This window comes from Citrobacter sp. S46_ASV_140 (assembly GCF_018919545.1).
Taxonomy (GTDB): domain Bacteria; phylum Pseudomonadota; class Gammaproteobacteria; order Enterobacterales; family Enterobacteriaceae; genus Citrobacter; species Citrobacter braakii.
In genome coordinates this window covers 12,433-30,668 of the sequence record NZ_JAHLRC010000002.1, presented here as the reverse complement: position 1 = coordinate 30,668, position 18,236 = coordinate 12,433, and the positions used below count along the sequence as shown (strand labels likewise).

The following is an 18,236-nucleotide window of genomic DNA, read 5'->3' as shown; positions in this document are numbered from 1 at the left end:
AAGGTTATGGGAATTAACGAAATCATCATGTACATCATGATGTTCTTTATGCTGATTGCCGCCGTGGACAGGATCCTGTCGCAGTTCGGCGGTTCGGCACGGTTCCTCGGTAAGTTCGGGAAGAGTATTGAGGGATCGGGCGGCCAGTTTGAAGAAGGTTTTATGGCGATGGGTGCGCTGGGTCTGGCGATGGTCGGTATGACCGCGCTGGCACCGGTACTGGCGCATGTGCTCGGGCCGGTGATTATTCCACTGTACGAAATGTTAGGTGCTAACCCGTCGATGTTTGCCGGAACGCTGCTGGCGTGCGATATGGGCGGCTTCTTCCTGGCGAAGGAACTGGCGGGCGGCGACGTTGCGGCGTGGCTGTACTCTGGCCTGATCCTCGGGGCGATGATGGGGCCGACGCTGGTCTTCTCTATTCCGGTTGCGCTGGGGATTATTGAGCCGTCCGACCGTCGTTATCTGGCGCTGGGCGTGCTGGCTGGGATCGTCACCATTCCGATTGGCTGTATTGCGGGTGGTTTGATCGCGATGTACTCCGGTGTCGAAATCAACGGGCAGCCGGTGGAGTTCACCTTCGCGCTGATCCTGATGAACATGATCCCGGTGCTGATCGTTGCCGTGCTGGTGGCGCTGGGACTGAAATTCATCCCGGAAAAAATGATCAACGGCTTCCAGATCTTCGCGAAATTCCTGGTGGCGCTGATCACCATCGGTCTGGCGGCAGCGGTGATCAAATTCCTGCTCGGCTGGGAACTGATTCCGGGTCTTGATCCTATCTTCATGGCACCAGGTGACAAGCCGGGTGAAGTGATGCGCGCCATCGAAGTTATCGGTTCTATCTCCTGCGTGCTGCTGGGTGCGTACCCAATGGTACTGCTGCTGACCCGCTGGTTTGAAAAGCCACTGATGAGCGTTGGTAACCTTTTAAAAATCAATAATATCGCGGCTGCGGGCATGGTGGCGACGCTGGCGAACAACATCCCAATGTTCGGCATGATGAAGAATATGGATACCCGCGGCAAAGTGATCAACTGCGCTTTTGCGGTCTCCGCAGCCTTCGCACTGGGTGACCACTTAGGTTTCGCCGCGGCCAACATGAACGCGATGATCTTCCCAATGATTGTCGGCAAGCTAATTGGCGGCGTGACGGCGATTGGTGTGGCTATGCTGTTGGTACCGAAAGACGAAGATGTTCCGGCACCAGCAGAAACCAACCCGGAGGCGCAATCGTGAATACTCGCCAGCTACTCAGCGTCGGTATCGATATCGGCACCACCACCACTCAGGTGATCTTCTCGCGCCTTGAGCTGGTCAACCGTGCGGCAGTGTCGCAGGTGCCGCGTTACGAATTCATCAAACGCGAAATTAGCTGGCAAAGCCCGGTGTTCTTTACCCCCGTTGATAAGCAGGGCGGGTTGAAAGAGGCCGAACTTAAGGCGCTGATCCTCGCCCAGTATCAGGCGGCGGGGATTGCGCCTGAGACCGTCGATTCCGGCGCGATCATCATTACCGGAGAAAGTGCCAAAACCCGCAACGCGCGACCAGCGGTGATGACGCTCTCTCAGTCGCTGGGGGACTTCGTGGTTGCCAGCGCCGGTCCGCATCTGGAATCAGTGATTGCCGGTCACGGCGCAGGGGCTCAAACCCTGTCAGAGCAGAAGTTGTGCCGCGTACTGAATATCGACATCGGTGGCGGGACGTCGAACTACGTCCTGTTCGATGCCGGAAAAGTCAGCGGTTCGGCCTGCCTGAACGTCGGCGGACGGCTGCTGGAAACGGACGGTCAGGGGCGGGTGGTGCATGCGCATCAGCCAGGACAGATGATTGTTGATGACGTATTTGGTCCAGGCACCGACGCCCGGACCCTCAATGCGGCGCAGCTTGTTCAGGTGGCCCGACGGATGGCGGCGCTGATCGTTGAGGTGATTGACGGCACGCTGTCACCGCTGGCGCAGGCGCTGATGCAAACCGGTCTGTTGCCGACGGGTGTGAAGCCGGAAGTGATTACGTTGTCCGGCGGGGTGGGCGAGTGCTACCGCAACCAGCCTGCCGATCCATTCTGTTTTTCCGATATTGGGCCGCTGTTAGCGACGGCGCTGCATGAACATCCGCGTCTGCGTGAGATGAACGTGCAATTCCCGGCGCAAACCGTGCGCGCCACGGTGATTGGCGCCGGTGCGCATACGCTGTCGCTTTCGGGCAGCACCATCTGGCTGGAAGGTGTGGCGCTTCCGCTGCGCAATCTGCCGGTGGCGATTCCGGTTGATGAGGCTGATTTGGTGGCCGCCTGGCAACAAGCGCTGATGCAGCTCGATCTGGACCCGCAAACAGACGCTTACGTGCTGGCGCTGCCCGGTTCGCTGCCGGTGCGCTACGCCGCGCTGTTAACGGTTATTGATGCGCTACTGGCCTTTGTCGCGCGCCATCCGAATCCGCATCCCCTGCTGGTGGTAGCCGAGCAGGATTTTGGTAAAGCCCTGGGCATGCTGTTACGCCCACAGTTACAGCAACACCCGCTGGCAGTCATCGATGAGGTGGTTGTCCGGGCGGGGGACTATATCGACATTGGTACGCCTCTTTTTGGCGGATCGGTTGTGCCGGTGACGGTGAAATCACTCGCATTTCCTTCCTGAGGGAACGACTTATGAAACTAAAGACCACATTGTTCGGCAATGTTTATCAGTTTAAGGATGTTAAAGAGGTGCTGGCAAAAGCCAACGAACTGCGTTCGGGGGATGTGCTGGCAGGGGTAGCTGCAACCAGTTCGCAAGAGCGAGTGGCGGCCAAACAGGTGCTGTCGGAAATGACGGTAGCGGATATCCGCAACAACCCGGTGATTTCCTATGAAGAGGACTGCGTGACGCGTCTGATTCAGGACGACGTCAACGAAACGGCCTATAACCGCATCAAAAACTGGAGTATCAGCGAGCTGCGCGAGTACGTGCTGAGCGATGAAACCTCCGTTGATGACATTGCGTTTACGCGCAAAGGATTAACGTCGGAAGTGGTCGCAGCGGTTGCAAAAATCTGCTCTAACGCGGACCTGATCTACGGCGGTAAGAAAATGCCGGTGATCAAAAAGGCCAACACCACCATTGGTCTGCCGGGCACCTTCAGCTGTCGTTTACAGCCGAACGACACCCGTGATGACGTGCAGAGTATTGCGGCACAAATCTACGAAGGGCTGTCCTTCGGGGCGGGCGATGCGGTGATTGGCGTTAACCCGGTAACCGATGACGTGGAAAACTTAAGCCGCGTACTTGATACCGTGTACGGCGTCATCGACAAATTCAATATCCCGACCCAGGGCTGCGTCCTGGCGCACGTTACTACCCAGATCGAAGCCATTCGTCGCGGCGCGCCGGGCGGGCTGATTTTCCAGAGTATCTGCGGCAGCGAGAAAGGCTTAAAAGAGTTTGGCGTTGAGCTGGCCATGCTGGATGAAGCGCGTGCAGTGGGCGCTGAGTTTAACCGTATCGCTGGGGAAAACTGCCTGTACTTCGAAACCGGACAAGGGTCTGCGCTTTCTGCTGGCGCTAACTTCGGTGCCGATCAGGTGACGATGGAAGCACGTAACTACGGTCTGGCGCGTCACTACGATCCGTTCCTGGTGAACACCGTTGTCGGCTTTATCGGGCCGGAGTATCTCTACAACGACCGTCAGATTATTCGCGCGGGTCTGGAAGATCACTTTATGGGCAAGCTGAGCGGCATCTCAATGGGCTGCGACTGCTGCTATACCAACCATGCTGATGCTGACCAGAACCTCAACGAAAACCTGATGATTCTGCTCGCCACCGCTGGCTGCAACTACATCATGGGCATGCCGCTCGGTGACGACATCATGCTCAACTATCAGACCACCGCCTTCCACGACACCGCGACCGTGCGCCAGCTGCTGAACCTGCGTCCGTCGCCGGAGTTTGAACGCTGGCTGGAAACCATGGGCATTATGGCAAACGGTCGCCTGACCAAACGGGCGGGCGATCCGTCACTGTTCTTCTGATGACGCGGGGATGACACACGATGGATCAAAAACAGATTGAAGAAATTGTACGCAGCGTGATGGCGTCAATGGGTGAGTCGCAGCCGCAGGCTCAAGCGCCGGCAGTACAAGCGCAATGCAGCACCACCCAGTGCGCCGCGCCGACCGGTGAAAGCTGTGCGATGGATTTAGGCTCAGCCGAGGCTAAAGCGTGGATTGGCGTTGAGAATCCACACCGCGCAGAGGTGTTGACTGAACTGCGTCGCAGCACTGCGGCGCGTGTATGTACCGGTCGAGCCGGTCCACGTCCGCGTACCCAGGCGCTGCTGCGCTTCCTGGCCGACCACTCGCGTTCGAAAGATACGGTATTGAAAGAAGTGCCGGAAGAGTGGGTAAAAGCCCAGGGGCTGCTGGAAGTGCGCTCGGAAATCAGTGACAAAAACCTGTATCTGACGCGTCCGGATCTGGGGCGTCGTCTGAGTGCGGAAGCCATTGAAGCGCTGAAATCACAGTGTGTAATGAACCCGGATGTGCAGGTGATTATCTCTGATGGCCTGTCTACGGACGCTATCACCGCTAACTACGAAGAGATTCTGCCGCCGCTGTTGTCTGGATTAAAACAGGCCGGATTGAAGGTCGGGACGCCGTTCTTTGTTCGCTATGGTCGCGTGAAAATCGAAGATCAGATCGGCGAACTGCTGGGCGCGAAAGCGGTGATCCTGCTGGTTGGGGAACGTCCGGGCCTGGGCCAGTCGGAAAGCCTTTCTTGCTACGCCGTCTATTCGCCGCGTGTGGCGACGACCGTTGAAGCTGACCGTACCTGTATCTCGAACATTCACCAGGGCGGTACGCCACCGGTTGAAGCGGCGGCGGTCATTGTGGATTTGGCCAAGCGCATGCTGGAGCAAAAAGCATCCGGCATCAATATGACCCGTTAAGGAGGCATCATGCCAGCATTAGATTTGATTAGACCTTCAGTCACCGCAATGCGCGTGATTGCCTCGGTAAATGACGGTTTTGCCCGTGAACTTAAATTACCGCCACATATACGTAGCCTCGGACTCATCACAGCAGATTCTGATGACGTGGCGTATATTGCCGCAGACGAAGCGACAAAACAGGCAATGGTGGAAGTGGTTTATGGCCGCTCGCTGTATGCCGGCGCGGCGCACAGTCCCTCTCCAACTTCGGGTGAAGTGCTGATTATGCTCGGTGGACCCAACCCGGCAGAAGTTCGCGCAGGTCTGGACGCGATGGTAGCCAATATTGAAAGCGGCGCGGCGTTTCAGTGGGCGAATGACGCAGAAGATACCGCCTTCCTGGCGCATGTGGTTTCGCGTACCGGCTCGTATCTCTCGGCGACCGCAGGATGCCGGCTTGGCGATCCGATGGCGTATCTGGTGGCGCCGCCGCTGGAAGCGACATTTGGTATTGATGCTGCGCTGAAATCGGCCGATGTACAACTGGTGACCTACGTTCCGCCGCCGTCAGAAACCAACTATTCGGCTGCGTTTATGACCGGTAGCCAGGCCGCTTGTAAAGCTGCATGTAACGCCTTTGCCGATGCCGTTCTGGATATTGCCCGTAACCCAATCCAGCGCGCGTAAGAGAGGTTGTGATGATCAATGCACTGGGATTACTGGAAGTGGATGGCATGGTCGCTGCCGTGGATGCGGCGGATGCCATGCTGAAAGCCGCGAACGTGCGCCTGCTTAGCCACGAAGTGCTCGATCCTGGCCGGTTGACGCTGGTGGTGGAAGGCGATCTGGCGGCGTGCCGCGCAGCGCTGGATGCCGGCAGCGCCGCTGCTGCGCGTACAGGCCGTGTTATCAGCCGTAAGGAAATCGGCCGACCGGACGATGATACCCAGTGGCTGATCGGCGGTTTTAAGCGCCAGCCGAAGAAACCAGAACAGAAGCCAGAAGTGAAAACAGATGTAAAAACGCAGAAGACGCAGGACGCCCCGTTGACGCCTGAATCCTCTGATCAACTTCTGACGCTGTTGGCATCGGTCCGTCAAGGAATGACGGCAGGGGAAGTGGCTGCCCACTTTGGCTGGTCACTTGATGAAGCCAGAAAGGCGCTGGAACAGCTCTTTTCTGACGGAGCGTTGCGTAAACGCAGTAGTCGCTATCGCTTAAAAAATTAACCTGTCGGAGGGCCGGGGGCTTCGTTGAAGCTTCCGGCTTAAAAGATCATGAAAAAGAACCGTACTGCAAACCTGCACCATCTTTATCATGAAGCATTACCCGAAGACGTTAAACTTACGCCGAAAGTGGAGGTGGACAACGTTCACCAGCGGCGAACAACGGATGTGTATGAGCATGCGCTGACGATTACCGCATGGCAGCAGATCTACGACCAGTTACATCCGGGAAAATTTCATGGCGAGTTCACGGAAATCCTGCTCGATGATATTCAGGTGTTCCGTGAATACACCGGACTGGCGTTGCGTCAGTCGTGTCTTGTCTGGCCGAACTCTTTCTGGTTTGGTATTCCGGCCACGCGCGGCGAACAGGGATTTATTGGCACCCAGTGTCTGGGGAACGCTGAAATTGCCACCCGCCCTGGCGGGACAGAGTTTGAACTGAGTACGCCGGATGATTACACCATTCTGGGCGTCGTCATTTCGGAAGAGGCGATTGCCCGTCAGGCCAACTTCCTGCATAACCCGGAAAGAGTGCTGCATATGCTGCGCAACCAGTCGGCGCTGGAAGTGAAAGAACAACACAAAGCCGCGTTATGGGGCTTTGTGCAGCAGGCGCTGGCGACGTTTAGCGAAAATCCGGAAAACCTCCATCAACCTGCGGTACGCAAAGTGCTGGGCGATAACCTGCTGCTGGCGATGGGCACTATGCTGGAAGAAGCGCAGCCGATTATCACGGCTGAGAGCATCAGCCATCAGAGCTATCGTCGCCTGCTGTCGCGTGCGCGTGAATATGTGCTGGAAAATATGTCAGAACCGCTGACCGTGCTCGATCTGTGTAATCAACTGCACGTCAGCCGCCGGACGTTGCAAAACGCCTTTCACGCGATCCTTGGTATCGGTCCGAATGCCTGGTTAAAACGCATTCGCCTGAACGCCGTACGTCGCGAGCTGATAAGCCCGTGGTCGCAGAGTACGACGGTGAAAGACGCCGCCATGCAGTGGGGATTCTGGCATTTAGGGCAGTTTGCCACCGACTACCAGCAGCTGTTTGCGGAAAAACCTTCATTGACGCTGCATCAGCGCATGCGCCAGTGGGCATGATGCGATGAATGTGCCGGATGCGACGCAAATGCGTTTTATCCGGCCTGGGGGCTGGTATTGTCTGGGGTTACACCCAGTCGCGAACCTGAATAAACTCGCTAAGGGCGGCTTCCGGGCTGTTCGCTTCCGGCTGCCAGTCATACTCCCAGCGCACCAGCGGCGGCATCGACATCAGAATCGATTCCGTACGGCCGCCGGTCTGCAGACCGAATAACGTGCCGCGATCCCACACCAGGTTAAATTCCACATAGCGTCCGCGACGGTAAAGCTGAAAATTGCGTTCACGTTCGCCCCAGCTCATTGCTTTGCGGCGCTCAACGATGGGCAGATACGCTTCGGTAAAGCCTTGACCTACCGCCTGCATAAAGGCGAAGCTGTGGTCGAAATCCGGCGTATTCAAATCATCGAAAAACAGCCCGCCAATGCCGCGCTGTTCGTTGCGATGCTTGAGGAAGAAGTAGTCATCGCACCACTTCTTGTAACGGGGATAAACGTCTTCGCCGAACGGCTGGCACAGATCTCGCGCCGTGCGGTGCCAGTGAACCGCATCCTCATCAAAGCCGTAGTAGGGCGTTAAGTCAAAGCCGCCGCCAAACCACCAGACCGGGTCAGTGCCCGGTTTTTCCGCGATAAAAAATCGCACGTTGGCGTGACTGGTCGGAATGTAGGGATTCTGCGGATGTACCACCAGCGAGACGCCCATGGCCTCAAAGCTGCGTCCCGCAAGCTCGGGGCGATGTGCGGTAGCCGAGGCCGGCATTGCCTCGCCGTGAACGTGGGAGAAGTTGACGCCCGCTTGCTCGAAAATACCGCCGTTACGTAGCACCCGGCTGCGCCCGCCGCCGCCTGCTTCACGCTGCCAGTTATCCTCAACAAACTCGGCGCCGTCTACGGCGGATAACTGCTGGCAAATATCATCTTGCAGGCTGAGCAGGAACTGTTTTACGCGCTGTGCATCGGGCTTCATGGTTAACGTTTCTTCGAGTGTGCTTTCTGGTTATCAAACCAGTGGAAATAGCTGATGATGCCATTGGCGATAGCGGTGGCGATTTTCTGGCGAAATGCCGCCGTGCCCAGCAGACGTTCTTCTTCCGGGTTGGTAATGAACGAGGTTTCGACCAGTACCGACGGAATTGATGGTGATTTTAGCACCACGAAGGCGGCTTGTTCCGTGCTGCGACTGTGAAGACGATGTACCGGCTTGATCTTCTTGAGAATATGCGAGCCTAACGTCAGGCTGTTTTTAATGGTATCCGTTTGCACCAGATCGAACAGCACCTGCTGCAGCAAATGGTCTTTATCGGTGGTCTTCTTCCCGGCCACTTCATCGGCCCGGTTTTCACGATCGGACAGATACTTCGCCATGGCGCTACTGGCACCGCGATTGGACAACGCAAAGACCGACGCACCTGCAGCGCTCGGATTGGTAAAACCATCGGCGTGGATCGACATGAACAGGTCCGCGCCATGCTTATGTGCGATCTCGACGCGATCGTAAAGCGGAATAAATGTATCGCCGGAGCGCGTCAGGCGCGCATCAATCCCCTGGTTGCGTAGAATCGAGCGCACGTTTTTGGCAATCGCCAGTACCACGTGCTTTTCCTTCGACCCATTGCGACCAATTGCGCCGGTATCAATCCCTCCGTGACCCGGATCAAGGACAACAACGCGCTTAGCGCCGGCTTTTTTCGCTTTCGGTTTGCTGTGTCCATTGCTGGTCTTAAGCGCTTCTTCTTTAGCGATGGCTTGCGACATGCCTGACAGCGTTAGGGCGGCCAGCCCGGCTTTCAACACCTGGCGGCGCGATGTGAGTGTTTTTAGTGGTTTAAAAGTGCTCATACGGCCTGAGTTGTAAAAAAAGGTTCTAAACGTTATATCGTATCGCGTTGTCCGTTGCGACGGATCGGGATAAGAATTGTTTTACTTTTCATTTCAATACGTGACAATTCCGTATTATGCCATTTTTTCCGCCGCTTCGCGTCAGATATTGGCTAAATCAGCCGTTCGCGCCATAATCGCTTTTTAACGTCCTGAAAAGGTAACCAATACCATGGAAATACGCGTTTTTCGCCAGGAAGATTTCGAAGAGGTGATCACCCTCTGGGAGCGCTGTGATTTGCTGCGTCCATGGAACGACCCTGAAATGGACATTGAGCGTAAACTCAATCATGACGTCAGCTTGTTCCTGGTCGCTGAAGTGAATGGCGAGGTGGTCGGTACGGTGATGGGAGGATATGACGGGCATCGCGGCTCGGCCTATTACCTGGGCGTACATCCTGAGTTTCGCGGTCGCGGCATTGCCAATGCGCTGCTCAACCGGCTGGAGAAAAAGCTCATTGCCCGCGGTTGTCCGAAGATTCAAATCATGGTGCGTGACGATAATGACGTCGTACAGGGTATGTATGAACGTCTGGGCTATGAACATGCGGATGTACTCAATCTGGGCAAGCGTTTGATCGAAGATGAAGAGTACTGAGTTTCATCCGGCCGACTATGACGCTCATGGGCGTCTGCGCCTGCCTTTTCTCTTCTGGTGCGTGCTGCTGCTGCAGGCGCGCACCTGGGTTCTGTTTGTGATTGCCGGTTCTTCCCGTGAGCAGGGCAACGCGCTGCTGAATCTGTTTTATCCCGATCACGACGCTTTCTGGCTGGGTTTGCTTTCCGGCGTTCCTGCGGTATTGGCATTTTTACTCAGCGGGCGACGCTTTGCGTTTCCTGTGTTATGGCGCTGGCTGCGCGGGTTACTGATCCTCGCTCAACTGGTGCTGCTGTGCTGGCAGCCGGTGATGTGGCTGGCAGGCGATCCGGTCAACGGCGTCGGGCTGGCGCTGCTGGTGGCGGATGTCGTTGCGCTGATCTGGCTGTTAACTAATCAACGTCTGCGCGCCTGTTTTTCCCTCGAGAAAGAATAACGGCACTTTTTGGCGAAACCGGACTCCAAGCAACGTTGATAAATAAGGAAGGAAGTGAAATGAAATCACTGCGTTTGACTTTATGCGCGATGCCGCTGCTATTGACCGGGTGTTCAACGTTGTCATCGGTGAACTGGTCTGCCGCCAATCCGTGGAACTGGTTTGGTTCTTCAACGCAGGTCACTGAGCAGGGCGTCGGAGCGTTAACTGGCGCTACGCCGCTGGATGAAAAAACCATTGCTGATGCGCTGGACGGTGATTACCGCCTGCGTAGCGGGATGAAGACCGATAACGGTAATGTGGTGCGCTTTTATGAAGCGATGAAAGATGACAAGCTGGCAATGGTCATCAATGGCAATCAGGGAACGATTAGCCGTATTGATGTAGTCGACAGCGATATTCCCTCTTCTGCGGGTGTCGAAATCGGTACACCGTTTAGCGACCTTTACACTAAAGCCTTTGGTAATTGTCAGAAGGCGACTGGCGATGACAGCGCGGGCGTTGAATGCAAAGCTGAAGGAAGTCAACATATTAGCTACGTCTTTTCCGGTGAGTGGAGCGGGCCTGAGGGCTTAATGCCGTCTGACGATACGTTGAAAGCATGGAAAGTAAGCAAAATTATCTGGCGGCGTTAATTTGCGTCTGAACAAATCGGCTTGTTAAAAAAACAGGTAGAATAGCGCCCATCAATGCCACGATGTCGTGGCATCTTTTTTTTCAGGAGGAACAATGTCTCAGGTTCAGAGTGGCATTTTGCCAGAACATTGCCGTGCGGCGATTTGGATTGAAGCCAATGTTAAAGGCGACGTTGAGGCCCTGCGTGGGGCCAGCAAAACCTTCGCCGATAAGCTGGCGACCTTTGAAGCGAAGTTCCCGGATGCGCATCTGGGCGCGGTTGTTGCTTTTGGCAATAACACCTGGCGTACACTGAGCGGCGGCGTTGGCGCAGAAGAGTTAAAAGACTTTATCCCTTACGGTAAAGGTCTTGCCCCAGCCACCCAGTATGATGTGTTGATTCATATTCTCTCTTTGCGTCATGACGTGAATTTCTCCGTTGCACAGGCGGCAATGGAAGCGTTTGGCGACTGTATTGAAGTCAAAGAAGAGATCCACGGTTTCCGTTGGGTTGAAGAGCGCGATCTCAGCGGCTTTGTTGACGGAACGGAAAACCCGGCAGGCGTTGAAACGCGCCGTGAAGTCGCGGTTATTAAAGATGGCGTGGATGCTGGTGGCAGCTATGTGTTTGTGCAGCGTTGGGAACATAACCTGAAGCAGCTTAACCGCATGAGCATTCATGACCAGGAAATGATGATTGGGCGTACCAAGGAAGCCAACGAAGAGATCGACGGTGATGACCGTCCGGTTACTTCTCACCTGAGCCGCGTCGATCTCAAAGAAGACGGTAAAGGACTGAAAATTGTGCGCCAGAGCCTGCCATACGGCACCGCCAGCGGTACGCACGGCCTCTATTTCTGTGCCTATTGCGCCCGTTTGCACAACATCGAGCAGCAACTGCTGAGCATGTTTGGCGACACTGACGGCAAGCGCGATGCGATGCTGCGTTTCACTAAACCGGTGACCGGCGGCTATTATTTCGCGCCATCGCTGGATCGTTTGCTGGCCCTGTAATTTTTTGATGCCAGATGGCGCTGATGCCGCCATCTGGCACAATATAGCTCTCCCCCGAATCACCCAACGTCCGCCATGCTGATGATGCACTCGCGTTGACGCTCATCCTGAAAAATCACCTCCCACGTTCATTATTATTTACCTGCCAGTTTCTCGGTTATGACAACGGTATTAAATGGAATTATTTGGAATTAATAAACTATTAATACCAATTTATTACTTTAAAAATTCTGAATATATCTGAATTAAATCACAATTTAAATGTGAGGAAGATCAGGTTTTTTAATGCAATTTATGAAAACAAAATAAATAATAAGTGTAATTAATTTCGCTATAAATTGATTTAATGCCTTCATTTGTTGACAATTAAAATGACTGTCTTGTAATCTGAAAATGACCGAAAAATAACGGAATTTATATTTAACCATTTTGCAACAAAGGGTCATTGGAGGTTTTATGTCTACAAAATTATGGGGTGGGCGTTTTGATATGCCTACAAATAAACTGGTCGAATCTTATAATGCGACAATTATGCTGGAACAACGTCTCTGCCCTTTTGATATTCAGGGGAGTATTGCTCACGCCACTATGCTGGGCCGTCAGGGGATTATCACGCAGGATGAAGCGAATGCGATTATTGGCGGGTTAAGGCAAGTTAATAAAGAGATTGAGGACGGGCAATTCGTTTTTGATACCGTTGATGAAGATATTCATATGGCGATAGAAAGACGTATGACAGAAATAATTGGTCCTGTAGGCGGGAAGCTACATACCGGCCGCAGTCGTAATGACCAGACGACTGTCGATTCGAAAATGCACATGAGATCGACTATTCGTGAAATTCAGCAGGATATCGTTCATCTACAAAAAGTTATTATCAGCAAGGCTGAAAATAACATTAATGCGATCATGCCTGGCTATACTCATTTACAGACCGGTCAGCCTATTCTGCTGTCGCACTGGATAATGGCATATTATTGGATGTTACGCCGTGACTGGACTCGTTTTGCAGACCTTTATCAACGCATGGGGGAATGCCCTTTAGGTTCAGCAGCCCTTGCCGGTACTACTTTCCCCATTGATCGTGATTTCACGGCTAAAGAGCTTGGCTTTGACAAACCGACTGAAAACAGTATTGATTCTGTCAGCGATCGTGACCATATGGTTGAATTCACTGCCGCCGCTGCTATGTGCTTTATGCATCTTACCCGTTTGTCAGAAGAACTGGTTTTATTCTCAAGTCAGGATTTTAAATTTATTGAGCTTTCAGATGATTTCTGTACCGGTTCCAGCATCATGCCACAGAAGAAAAACCCCGACGTGGCTGAAAAAATGCGCGGTAAAGGGGGGCGTATGTACGGAAATCTAATGGCGATGTTGACCATTATGAAAGGTATCCCTCTGGCCTATAATACTGATATGAGTGAGGATAAAGAGCAGGTCTATGACTCTATGGATACCTTACAGACCAGTCTGAAAATTATGGCGCCGATGCTCGAAAAAATGGTTATTCTTTCAGATAATACTCGTAGCGCAGCGGCAAGAGGATTTTCAAACGCAACCGATATGGCTGACTACCTGGTTCGTAAAGGCATTCCTTTTAGAGAAGCTCACCATATTGTTGGCAGTGCTGTTAATTACTGTATAAAACATAGAAAAATGTTGGAAGAGCTTACTCTGGATGAATTCCACTCATTTGATGATAAAATCGAAAATGATATTTATGAGAGTATATCTCTCGAAGCATGTATTAAATCAAGAATGTCTTATGGTGGTACAGGGACTGATGCTGTTAAAAAACAGATCGAAATTGCTAAATCATATTTAAACTAATCCCGAGCATAGTAATTAATATCTCCCGGATGCAATATCCGGGAGACGCTTTGAGGTGAAAAATGGATGCTTTATTTTTTATACAATTATTTATTGTACTCGCCTGTATTGGTATAGGCGGACGTTATGGCGGAATGGGGCTGGGTGCTGGTGGAGGACTTGGTGTTGCAATATTAGTTCTGGGTTTTGGACTAAAACCCTCCGCACCATCTATTACTGCAATGCTAATTATTATTTGTGTGATTGGCGCTGTCAGCGTATTACAGGCCGCTGGTGGGCTTGATTATCTGGTGCGCGTGGCTGAAAAATTACTCCGTAAAAAACCACAGGCAATTACTTTTGTTGCCCCCATATTAACTTCCATATTTACGCTATTCTGTGGGACTACTTACGTTGCTTTCTCTTTGTATCCGGTTGTCGCTGAAGTTGCTGCTGAAGCAAAGGTCCGTCCGGAGCGAGCGTTGTCCGCAACGGTTATTGCGGCCAGTGTCGCGGTTGCTGCCAGTCCGATGAGTGCGGCAACCGCGGGGATGCTGGCTATTCTGCATGAATATGCCGGGATTAGCCTTGGGCAAATACTGACGATTGCTCTCCCATCATTCTTTATGGCAGCTATTGTTACCAGCTTTTCAGTTTATAAACGCGGAAAAGAGCTGGAGGATGATCCGGAATTCCAGAGGAGAGTTGCTGCTGGCGAATATGAGTTCATGCATACAGAGCAGAAAAAAGAATTTGTTGCTTCAGCTGGCGCTAAAAAAGGTGTCGTTATCTTTGCGATTGGTGTGGTACTGGTACTTATTTTAGGTTCTTTTACTGAGTTACTCCCTTCCTGGGATGGAAAAAGACTGTCAACCCCAATGGTTATTCAGATGGTCATGTTGACAGCCGCTTTGTTTATTATGATTGTCAGTAAAGTACCAAGTAGTACCTTGAATAGCGGCTCAGTCTTCCGTGCAGGTTTGATGGGAGTGGTAGCAATACTCGGTGTTTCATGGATGACGGCGACGTTTTTTGATGCCTATCAGCCAGAACTGATTAAGGTTTTTGGTGGCATTGTCAATGATGCACCAATGCTATTTGGTGTGGTTGTATTCTTGTTCTCGCTGGTCATTATGAGCCCGGCGGCGACGGTAGCTGCCATCATGCCACTCGGTGTTACTTTAGGTATTCCCGCCCCGTTTCTTATCGCTATTTTTGCTTGTACCTGTGGTGACTTTATTATACCTGGAGCAAATCAAATCGGCTGTGTTGCATTTGATCGAACAGGTACCACAAAGATTGGACGCTTTGTTGTCAACCATAGCTATATTCGTCCGGGCTTTGTGATGGTTATCTCTCAGGTAATTTTTGCTTATCTCATTGCTCAGGTTGTTCTGTAAAGTACATTCTATGGAAAATTGCAGTGGCGCTATTCAGAAGTGAGTAACAGGCATCCTCTCTGAATTCATTCGGGGGGGATGCCATGAAGAAAAGGTTTACCACAATTAAATTGCTCTCTCACTACATCAGCATTTTGGAAAAAAGGAAGCAAAAAAGAGTTGATGCTACAACGGTGACAAGACCAGGTAGCATGTAGCTGTGATTAACCACATACTTGCCAATTCGAGTTGTCCCGGTACGATCAAACGCCACACAGCCAATCTGTGCCCCCCCTGGAATAATGAATGATCCACAAGTCAGCGGGAGCAGGGCGACCAGGGTTTCTGCCGGATATCCCATTAACACGCCAGCGGGGAGTAGCGCTACAGCAGTCGCTGCGGGGCTATAAATTACGGCTGAAAGACCAAAAACAATAATGCCGAACAAGACTGGATTCTGAAAACCGTGGAAAGCCGTGTTAAATAATTCGTGCCATGCCTCAAAAAAGGAGTTCATCATCCATGACAGACCAAATATGGCGACAACACCCACAAGACCAGCTTTAAAAACAGAACCTGAATCGAGTTTTGACGGAGAAATTCGACATACCATCATAATAATACATGCTGTTGTCAGCATAACTATTTGCAGCGTGGTAGGGATACTCATACGCTCCATTCCGGTACCGTTATTCCACTCAGGACGTAATTCAGGAATTGAACCCATAAGTACGACCAGAATGATACCGGTAAGGAAAATCAGCAATCCTCTCTTCGCCTCTTTTGTCACTATATTGGCTGTTCGCTCTTCAGCTTTTACTGATTCAAACTCACCTTCAGCAACCCTGCGTTGGAATTCCGGATCATTTTTAAGCTCATGACCTCTTTTAAAGACGAACAGGCAGCCGACAACGCAGCCAAGGAACGTTCCGGGAACGGTGACTAACAAGATATCTAAAGCAGAGACATGTAATCCAGCAAGGACAGCAATTGTCCCTGTAACGACCGCACTGACCGGGCTGGCAATAAGCCCAAAATTGGCAGCGATTACTGACATCGACATGGCTCTCTCTGGCCGTACTCTGGCATCTGCTGCAATTTCAGCAATGACTGGATAAACCGAAAAGGCAACATATCCTGTTCCGCAGATAGCAGTAAAAAGGTAAGCGACTGCGGGGCCGAGGAAAGTGATCGCGCCCGGCCACTTTCTGAGGATCCGTTCTGCCATCGTAACGAATAAATCAAGCCCGCCAGCCGCCTGGAGGATTGTGATGCAAGTGATAACCGCAAGGATAATAGAAATAACAGTGAAAGGAGGTGAGTCGGGAGGGAGTCCAAAACCAAAAGTCAGGATAGCGAGTCCTAACCCGCCAGCAGCCCCCAGGCCAATCCCACCAAAACGCCCACCTATACCGATACATATAAGTACTATCGCAAACTGAGTTACGAATAACACCATAATTAATTCCTTTTTATTAACAAATGGCTTGGTATAATTTGAATAATAGGGGCTATAATCTTACCATAACAGTATATTAAGCAATCTAACTTATTAGATTATTTATACTCATCAGTTTTGCAGCACTTTAATCCGAGAGTGTTTATGGATAACAAAAACGAACTGTTTGAAAGTATTAAAAATTATCTGCTTGATGATGCTAACCGCAATGCTGATGGTCGCATTGAAACTGAAACTGAGCTTGCCGTTCGTTTTAATACATCAAGATATAAAGTTCGTCAGGCGCTTAGCACACTGGTACAGATGGGAATGTTGGAACGATCTCCTCGTCGTGGCAGCGTCTTGAAGAATTTGGAACAGCACAACATAAATCACCAGTTGTTAATGCAGTTTGATTTGTCTGGGTTTGATATCACAGAATTTACAGAGGCAAGGATCCTGATTGAGTGCGCGATTATCCCTCTGGCAACGCGTAGAATTTTTCCGGCGATGCTCTCCAAACTTGAAAATGAGCTAAGGCTTATTGAAGAGAATGCGGATAACCCCCAGGTGGCCGATCGTCACGATAGAGATTTTCATTTGCTCTTGCTACAGGCGAGTGGCAACCGGGTGCTGCAGGTTTTCTCTGATGTCCTCATTACTTATTTTGAGAAAACAAGGGAGTCGTTACCTGCGAACGATCGTCAGTATTTTCTTGATACGGCGGCAAAACAGAGGGAAATACTGCTTCATATTAAAAAAGGGGATGCGCAGATGGCATCGGAGTTGATGAGAGCACATTTGCTGGAAAAACGGCTGTAAGTCTTCTGTTAATCTGGTCAGAGCATGTTTACCGTTGGGTCCCCGCAACGCCGGGGATTTTTTTTACCTGAGATTAACCTGATTTAGTGAGCTATTCCTCAGCACTTATTTGTTATTGCTGTATCTTCTGCGTGAATGAAGCGAATGCTTCATATTCAAAAGGAGAATATTGAAATGGGAAAACTCACGGGCAAAACAGCATTGATTACGGGCGCATCTCAGGGTATTGGCGAAGGGATCGCCAGAACATTTGCCCGCCATGGCGCGAACCTAATCCTGCTGGATATCTCCGATGAGATTGAAAAACTGGCGGATGAGTTGGCTGGGCGCGGGCACCGTTGCACCGCCGTACACGCTGACGTCAGAGATTTTGCGTCGGTCACGGAAGCGGTAAAACGCGCGAAGAAGATTGAAGGCAAAATCGATATTCTGGTCAACAATGCGGGCGTATGTCGCCTCGGCAACTTCCTTGATATGAGCGATGAAGATCGCGATTTCCACATTGATATCAACATTAAAGGCGTCTGGAACGTGACGAAAGCCGTTCTGCCGGAGATGATTGCGCGCAAAGACGGGCGCATCGTAATGATGTCCTCTGTGACCGGCGATATGGTTGCCGATCCGGGCGAAACGGCCTACGCGCTGTCGAAAGCCGCAATCATCGGTTTGACCAAATCTCTGGCGGTGGAATACGCGCAGTCCGGCATTCGCGTTAATGCTATTTGCCCGGGCTACGTTCGTACGCCGATGGCGGAAAATATCGCTCGTCAGTCTAATCCGGAGGATCCTGAATCCGTATTAGTCGAAATGGCAAAAGCGATCCCGATGCGCCGCTTGGCCTGCCCACTTGAGGTTGGTGAACTGGCGGCATTCCTGGCGTCGGATGAGTCCAGTTACTTGACTGGCACGCAAAACGTGATTGATGGCGGCAGCACCCTGCCTGAAAGCGTTAGCGTCGGCGTCTGATTGATGCCGGTCTCCTCCCCGTGCGCTGGGGAGGAGG

General features: G+C 51.9%; 18 protein-coding genes. 15 read left to right on the top strand and 3 right to left on the bottom strand.

Annotated features, from left to right (window positions below):
• The first annotated feature begins 6 nt into the window (after positions 1-6).
• From eutH to eutR, 7 genes are read left to right on the top strand one after another with little or no spacing between them, the layout of a single operon-like run.
• Complete coding sequence (gene eutH, locus KQJ19_RS01300; RefSeq protein ID WP_016153950.1) at positions 7-1,239, top strand: ethanolamine utilization protein EutH; 1,233 nt, start codon at positions 7-9, stop codon at positions 1,237-1,239.
• On the top strand, positions 1,236-2,639 hold the full coding sequence (gene eutA / locus KQJ19_RS01295; protein ID WP_016153949.1) for an ethanolamine ammonia-lyase reactivating factor EutA: 1,404 nt from the start codon (positions 1,236-1,238) through the stop codon (positions 2,637-2,639). The genes eutH and eutA overlap by 4 nt, the downstream gene beginning before the upstream one ends.
• A gap of 11 nt (positions 2,640-2,650) precedes the next feature.
• The gene (gene eutB, locus KQJ19_RS01290; protein WP_003038029.1) at positions 2,651-4,012 is read left to right on the top strand and encodes an ethanolamine ammonia-lyase subunit alpha; all 1,362 of its coding nucleotides are present in this window, start codon (positions 2,651-2,653) and stop codon (positions 4,010-4,012) included.
• 20 nt (positions 4,013-4,032) lie between these two features.
• Complete coding sequence (gene eutC, locus KQJ19_RS01285) at positions 4,033-4,929, top strand: ethanolamine ammonia-lyase subunit EutC (protein WP_016153947.1); 897 nt, start codon at positions 4,033-4,035, stop codon at positions 4,927-4,929.
• Positions 4,930-4,938: 9 nt separating this feature from the next.
• The gene (gene eutL / locus KQJ19_RS01280) at positions 4,939-5,598 is read left to right on the top strand and encodes an ethanolamine utilization microcompartment protein EutL (RefSeq protein WP_016153946.1); all 660 of its coding nucleotides are present in this window, start codon (positions 4,939-4,941) and stop codon (positions 5,596-5,598) included.
• An 11-nt stretch (positions 5,599-5,609) separates the two neighbouring features.
• The gene (gene eutK, locus KQJ19_RS01275) at positions 5,610-6,140 is read left to right on the top strand and encodes an ethanolamine utilization microcompartment protein EutK (RefSeq protein ID WP_016157100.1); all 531 of its coding nucleotides are present in this window, start codon (positions 5,610-5,612) and stop codon (positions 6,138-6,140) included.
• A 48-nt stretch (positions 6,141-6,188) separates the two neighbouring features.
• The gene (gene eutR, locus KQJ19_RS01270; RefSeq protein WP_019077354.1) at positions 6,189-7,241 is read left to right on the top strand and encodes an HTH-type transcriptional regulator EutR; all 1,053 of its coding nucleotides are present in this window, start codon (positions 6,189-6,191) and stop codon (positions 7,239-7,241) included.
• Positions 7,242-7,308: 67 nt separating this feature from the next.
• Here the strand turns inward: eutR and hemF are convergent, their stop codons facing one another.
• Together hemF and amiA are read right to left on the bottom strand one after the other, a co-directional pair.
• Complete coding sequence (gene hemF / locus KQJ19_RS01265; RefSeq protein WP_216403270.1) at positions 7,309-8,208, bottom strand: oxygen-dependent coproporphyrinogen oxidase; 900 nt, start codon at positions 8,206-8,208, stop codon at positions 7,309-7,311.
• A gap of 2 nt (positions 8,209-8,210) precedes the next feature.
• Positions 8,211-9,080 (bottom strand): N-acetylmuramoyl-L-alanine amidase AmiA, encoded by an 870-nt coding sequence (gene amiA / locus KQJ19_RS01260; protein WP_016153942.1) that lies wholly within the window; start codon positions 9,078-9,080, stop codon positions 8,211-8,213.
• A 211-nt stretch (positions 9,081-9,291) separates the two neighbouring features.
• On the opposite strand from amiA, the gene KQJ19_RS01255 reads away from it, so the two are divergent.
• The 6 genes from KQJ19_RS01255 (at position 9,292) to KQJ19_RS01230 (ending at position 14,994) form a co-directional block, all read left to right on the top strand.
• Positions 9,292-9,717, top strand: a complete 426-nt coding sequence (locus KQJ19_RS01255; protein ID WP_047501622.1) for a GNAT family acetyltransferase — start codon at positions 9,292-9,294, stop codon at positions 9,715-9,717.
• Positions 9,704-10,153, top strand: coding sequence for a DUF2919 domain-containing protein (locus KQJ19_RS01250; RefSeq protein ID WP_216403269.1), 450 nt, complete (start codon positions 9,704-9,706; stop codon positions 10,151-10,153). Before KQJ19_RS01255 ends, KQJ19_RS01250 begins: the two co-directional genes overlap by 14 nt.
• 59 nt (positions 10,154-10,212) lie before the next feature.
• Complete coding sequence (locus KQJ19_RS01245; protein ID WP_016153940.1) at positions 10,213-10,788, top strand: RpoE-regulated lipoprotein; 576 nt, start codon at positions 10,213-10,215, stop codon at positions 10,786-10,788.
• A gap of 94 nt (positions 10,789-10,882) precedes the next feature.
• Positions 10,883-11,782 carry a porphyrinogen peroxidase gene (gene yfeX / locus KQJ19_RS01240; RefSeq protein ID WP_016153939.1) on the top strand — a complete coding sequence of 300 codons (900 nt, stop codon included), beginning with the start codon at positions 10,883-10,885 and terminating at the stop codon, positions 11,780-11,782.
• A gap of 456 nt (positions 11,783-12,238) precedes the next feature.
• Positions 12,239-13,615, top strand: coding sequence for an argininosuccinate lyase (gene argH, locus KQJ19_RS01235; RefSeq protein WP_141875476.1), 1,377 nt, complete (start codon positions 12,239-12,241; stop codon positions 13,613-13,615).
• 62 nt (positions 13,616-13,677) lie between these two features.
• Complete coding sequence (locus KQJ19_RS01230; protein WP_016153937.1) at positions 13,678-14,994, top strand: anaerobic C4-dicarboxylate transporter family protein; 1,317 nt, start codon at positions 13,678-13,680, stop codon at positions 14,992-14,994.
• A 121-nt stretch (positions 14,995-15,115) separates the two neighbouring features.
• On the opposite strand, the gene KQJ19_RS01225 is transcribed toward KQJ19_RS01230, so the two are convergent.
• The gene (locus KQJ19_RS01225; RefSeq protein WP_016153936.1) at positions 15,116-16,432 is read right to left on the bottom strand and encodes an anaerobic C4-dicarboxylate transporter family protein; all 1,317 of its coding nucleotides are present in this window, start codon (positions 16,430-16,432) and stop codon (positions 15,116-15,118) included.
• 144 nt (positions 16,433-16,576) lie between these two features.
• Here KQJ19_RS01225 and KQJ19_RS01220 point away from each other — a divergent pair, with 144 nt between their 5' ends.
• The gene (locus tag KQJ19_RS01220; protein WP_016153935.1) at positions 16,577-17,233 is read left to right on the top strand and encodes an FCD domain-containing protein; all 657 of its coding nucleotides are present in this window, start codon (positions 16,577-16,579) and stop codon (positions 17,231-17,233) included.
• Positions 17,234-17,407: 174 nt separating this feature from the next.
• Positions 17,408-18,199 carry an SDR family oxidoreductase UcpA gene (ucpA, locus tag KQJ19_RS01215; RefSeq protein ID WP_016153934.1) on the top strand — a complete coding sequence of 264 codons (792 nt, stop codon included), beginning with the start codon at positions 17,408-17,410 and terminating at the stop codon, positions 18,197-18,199.
• Positions 18,200-18,236 lie beyond the last annotated feature (37 nt).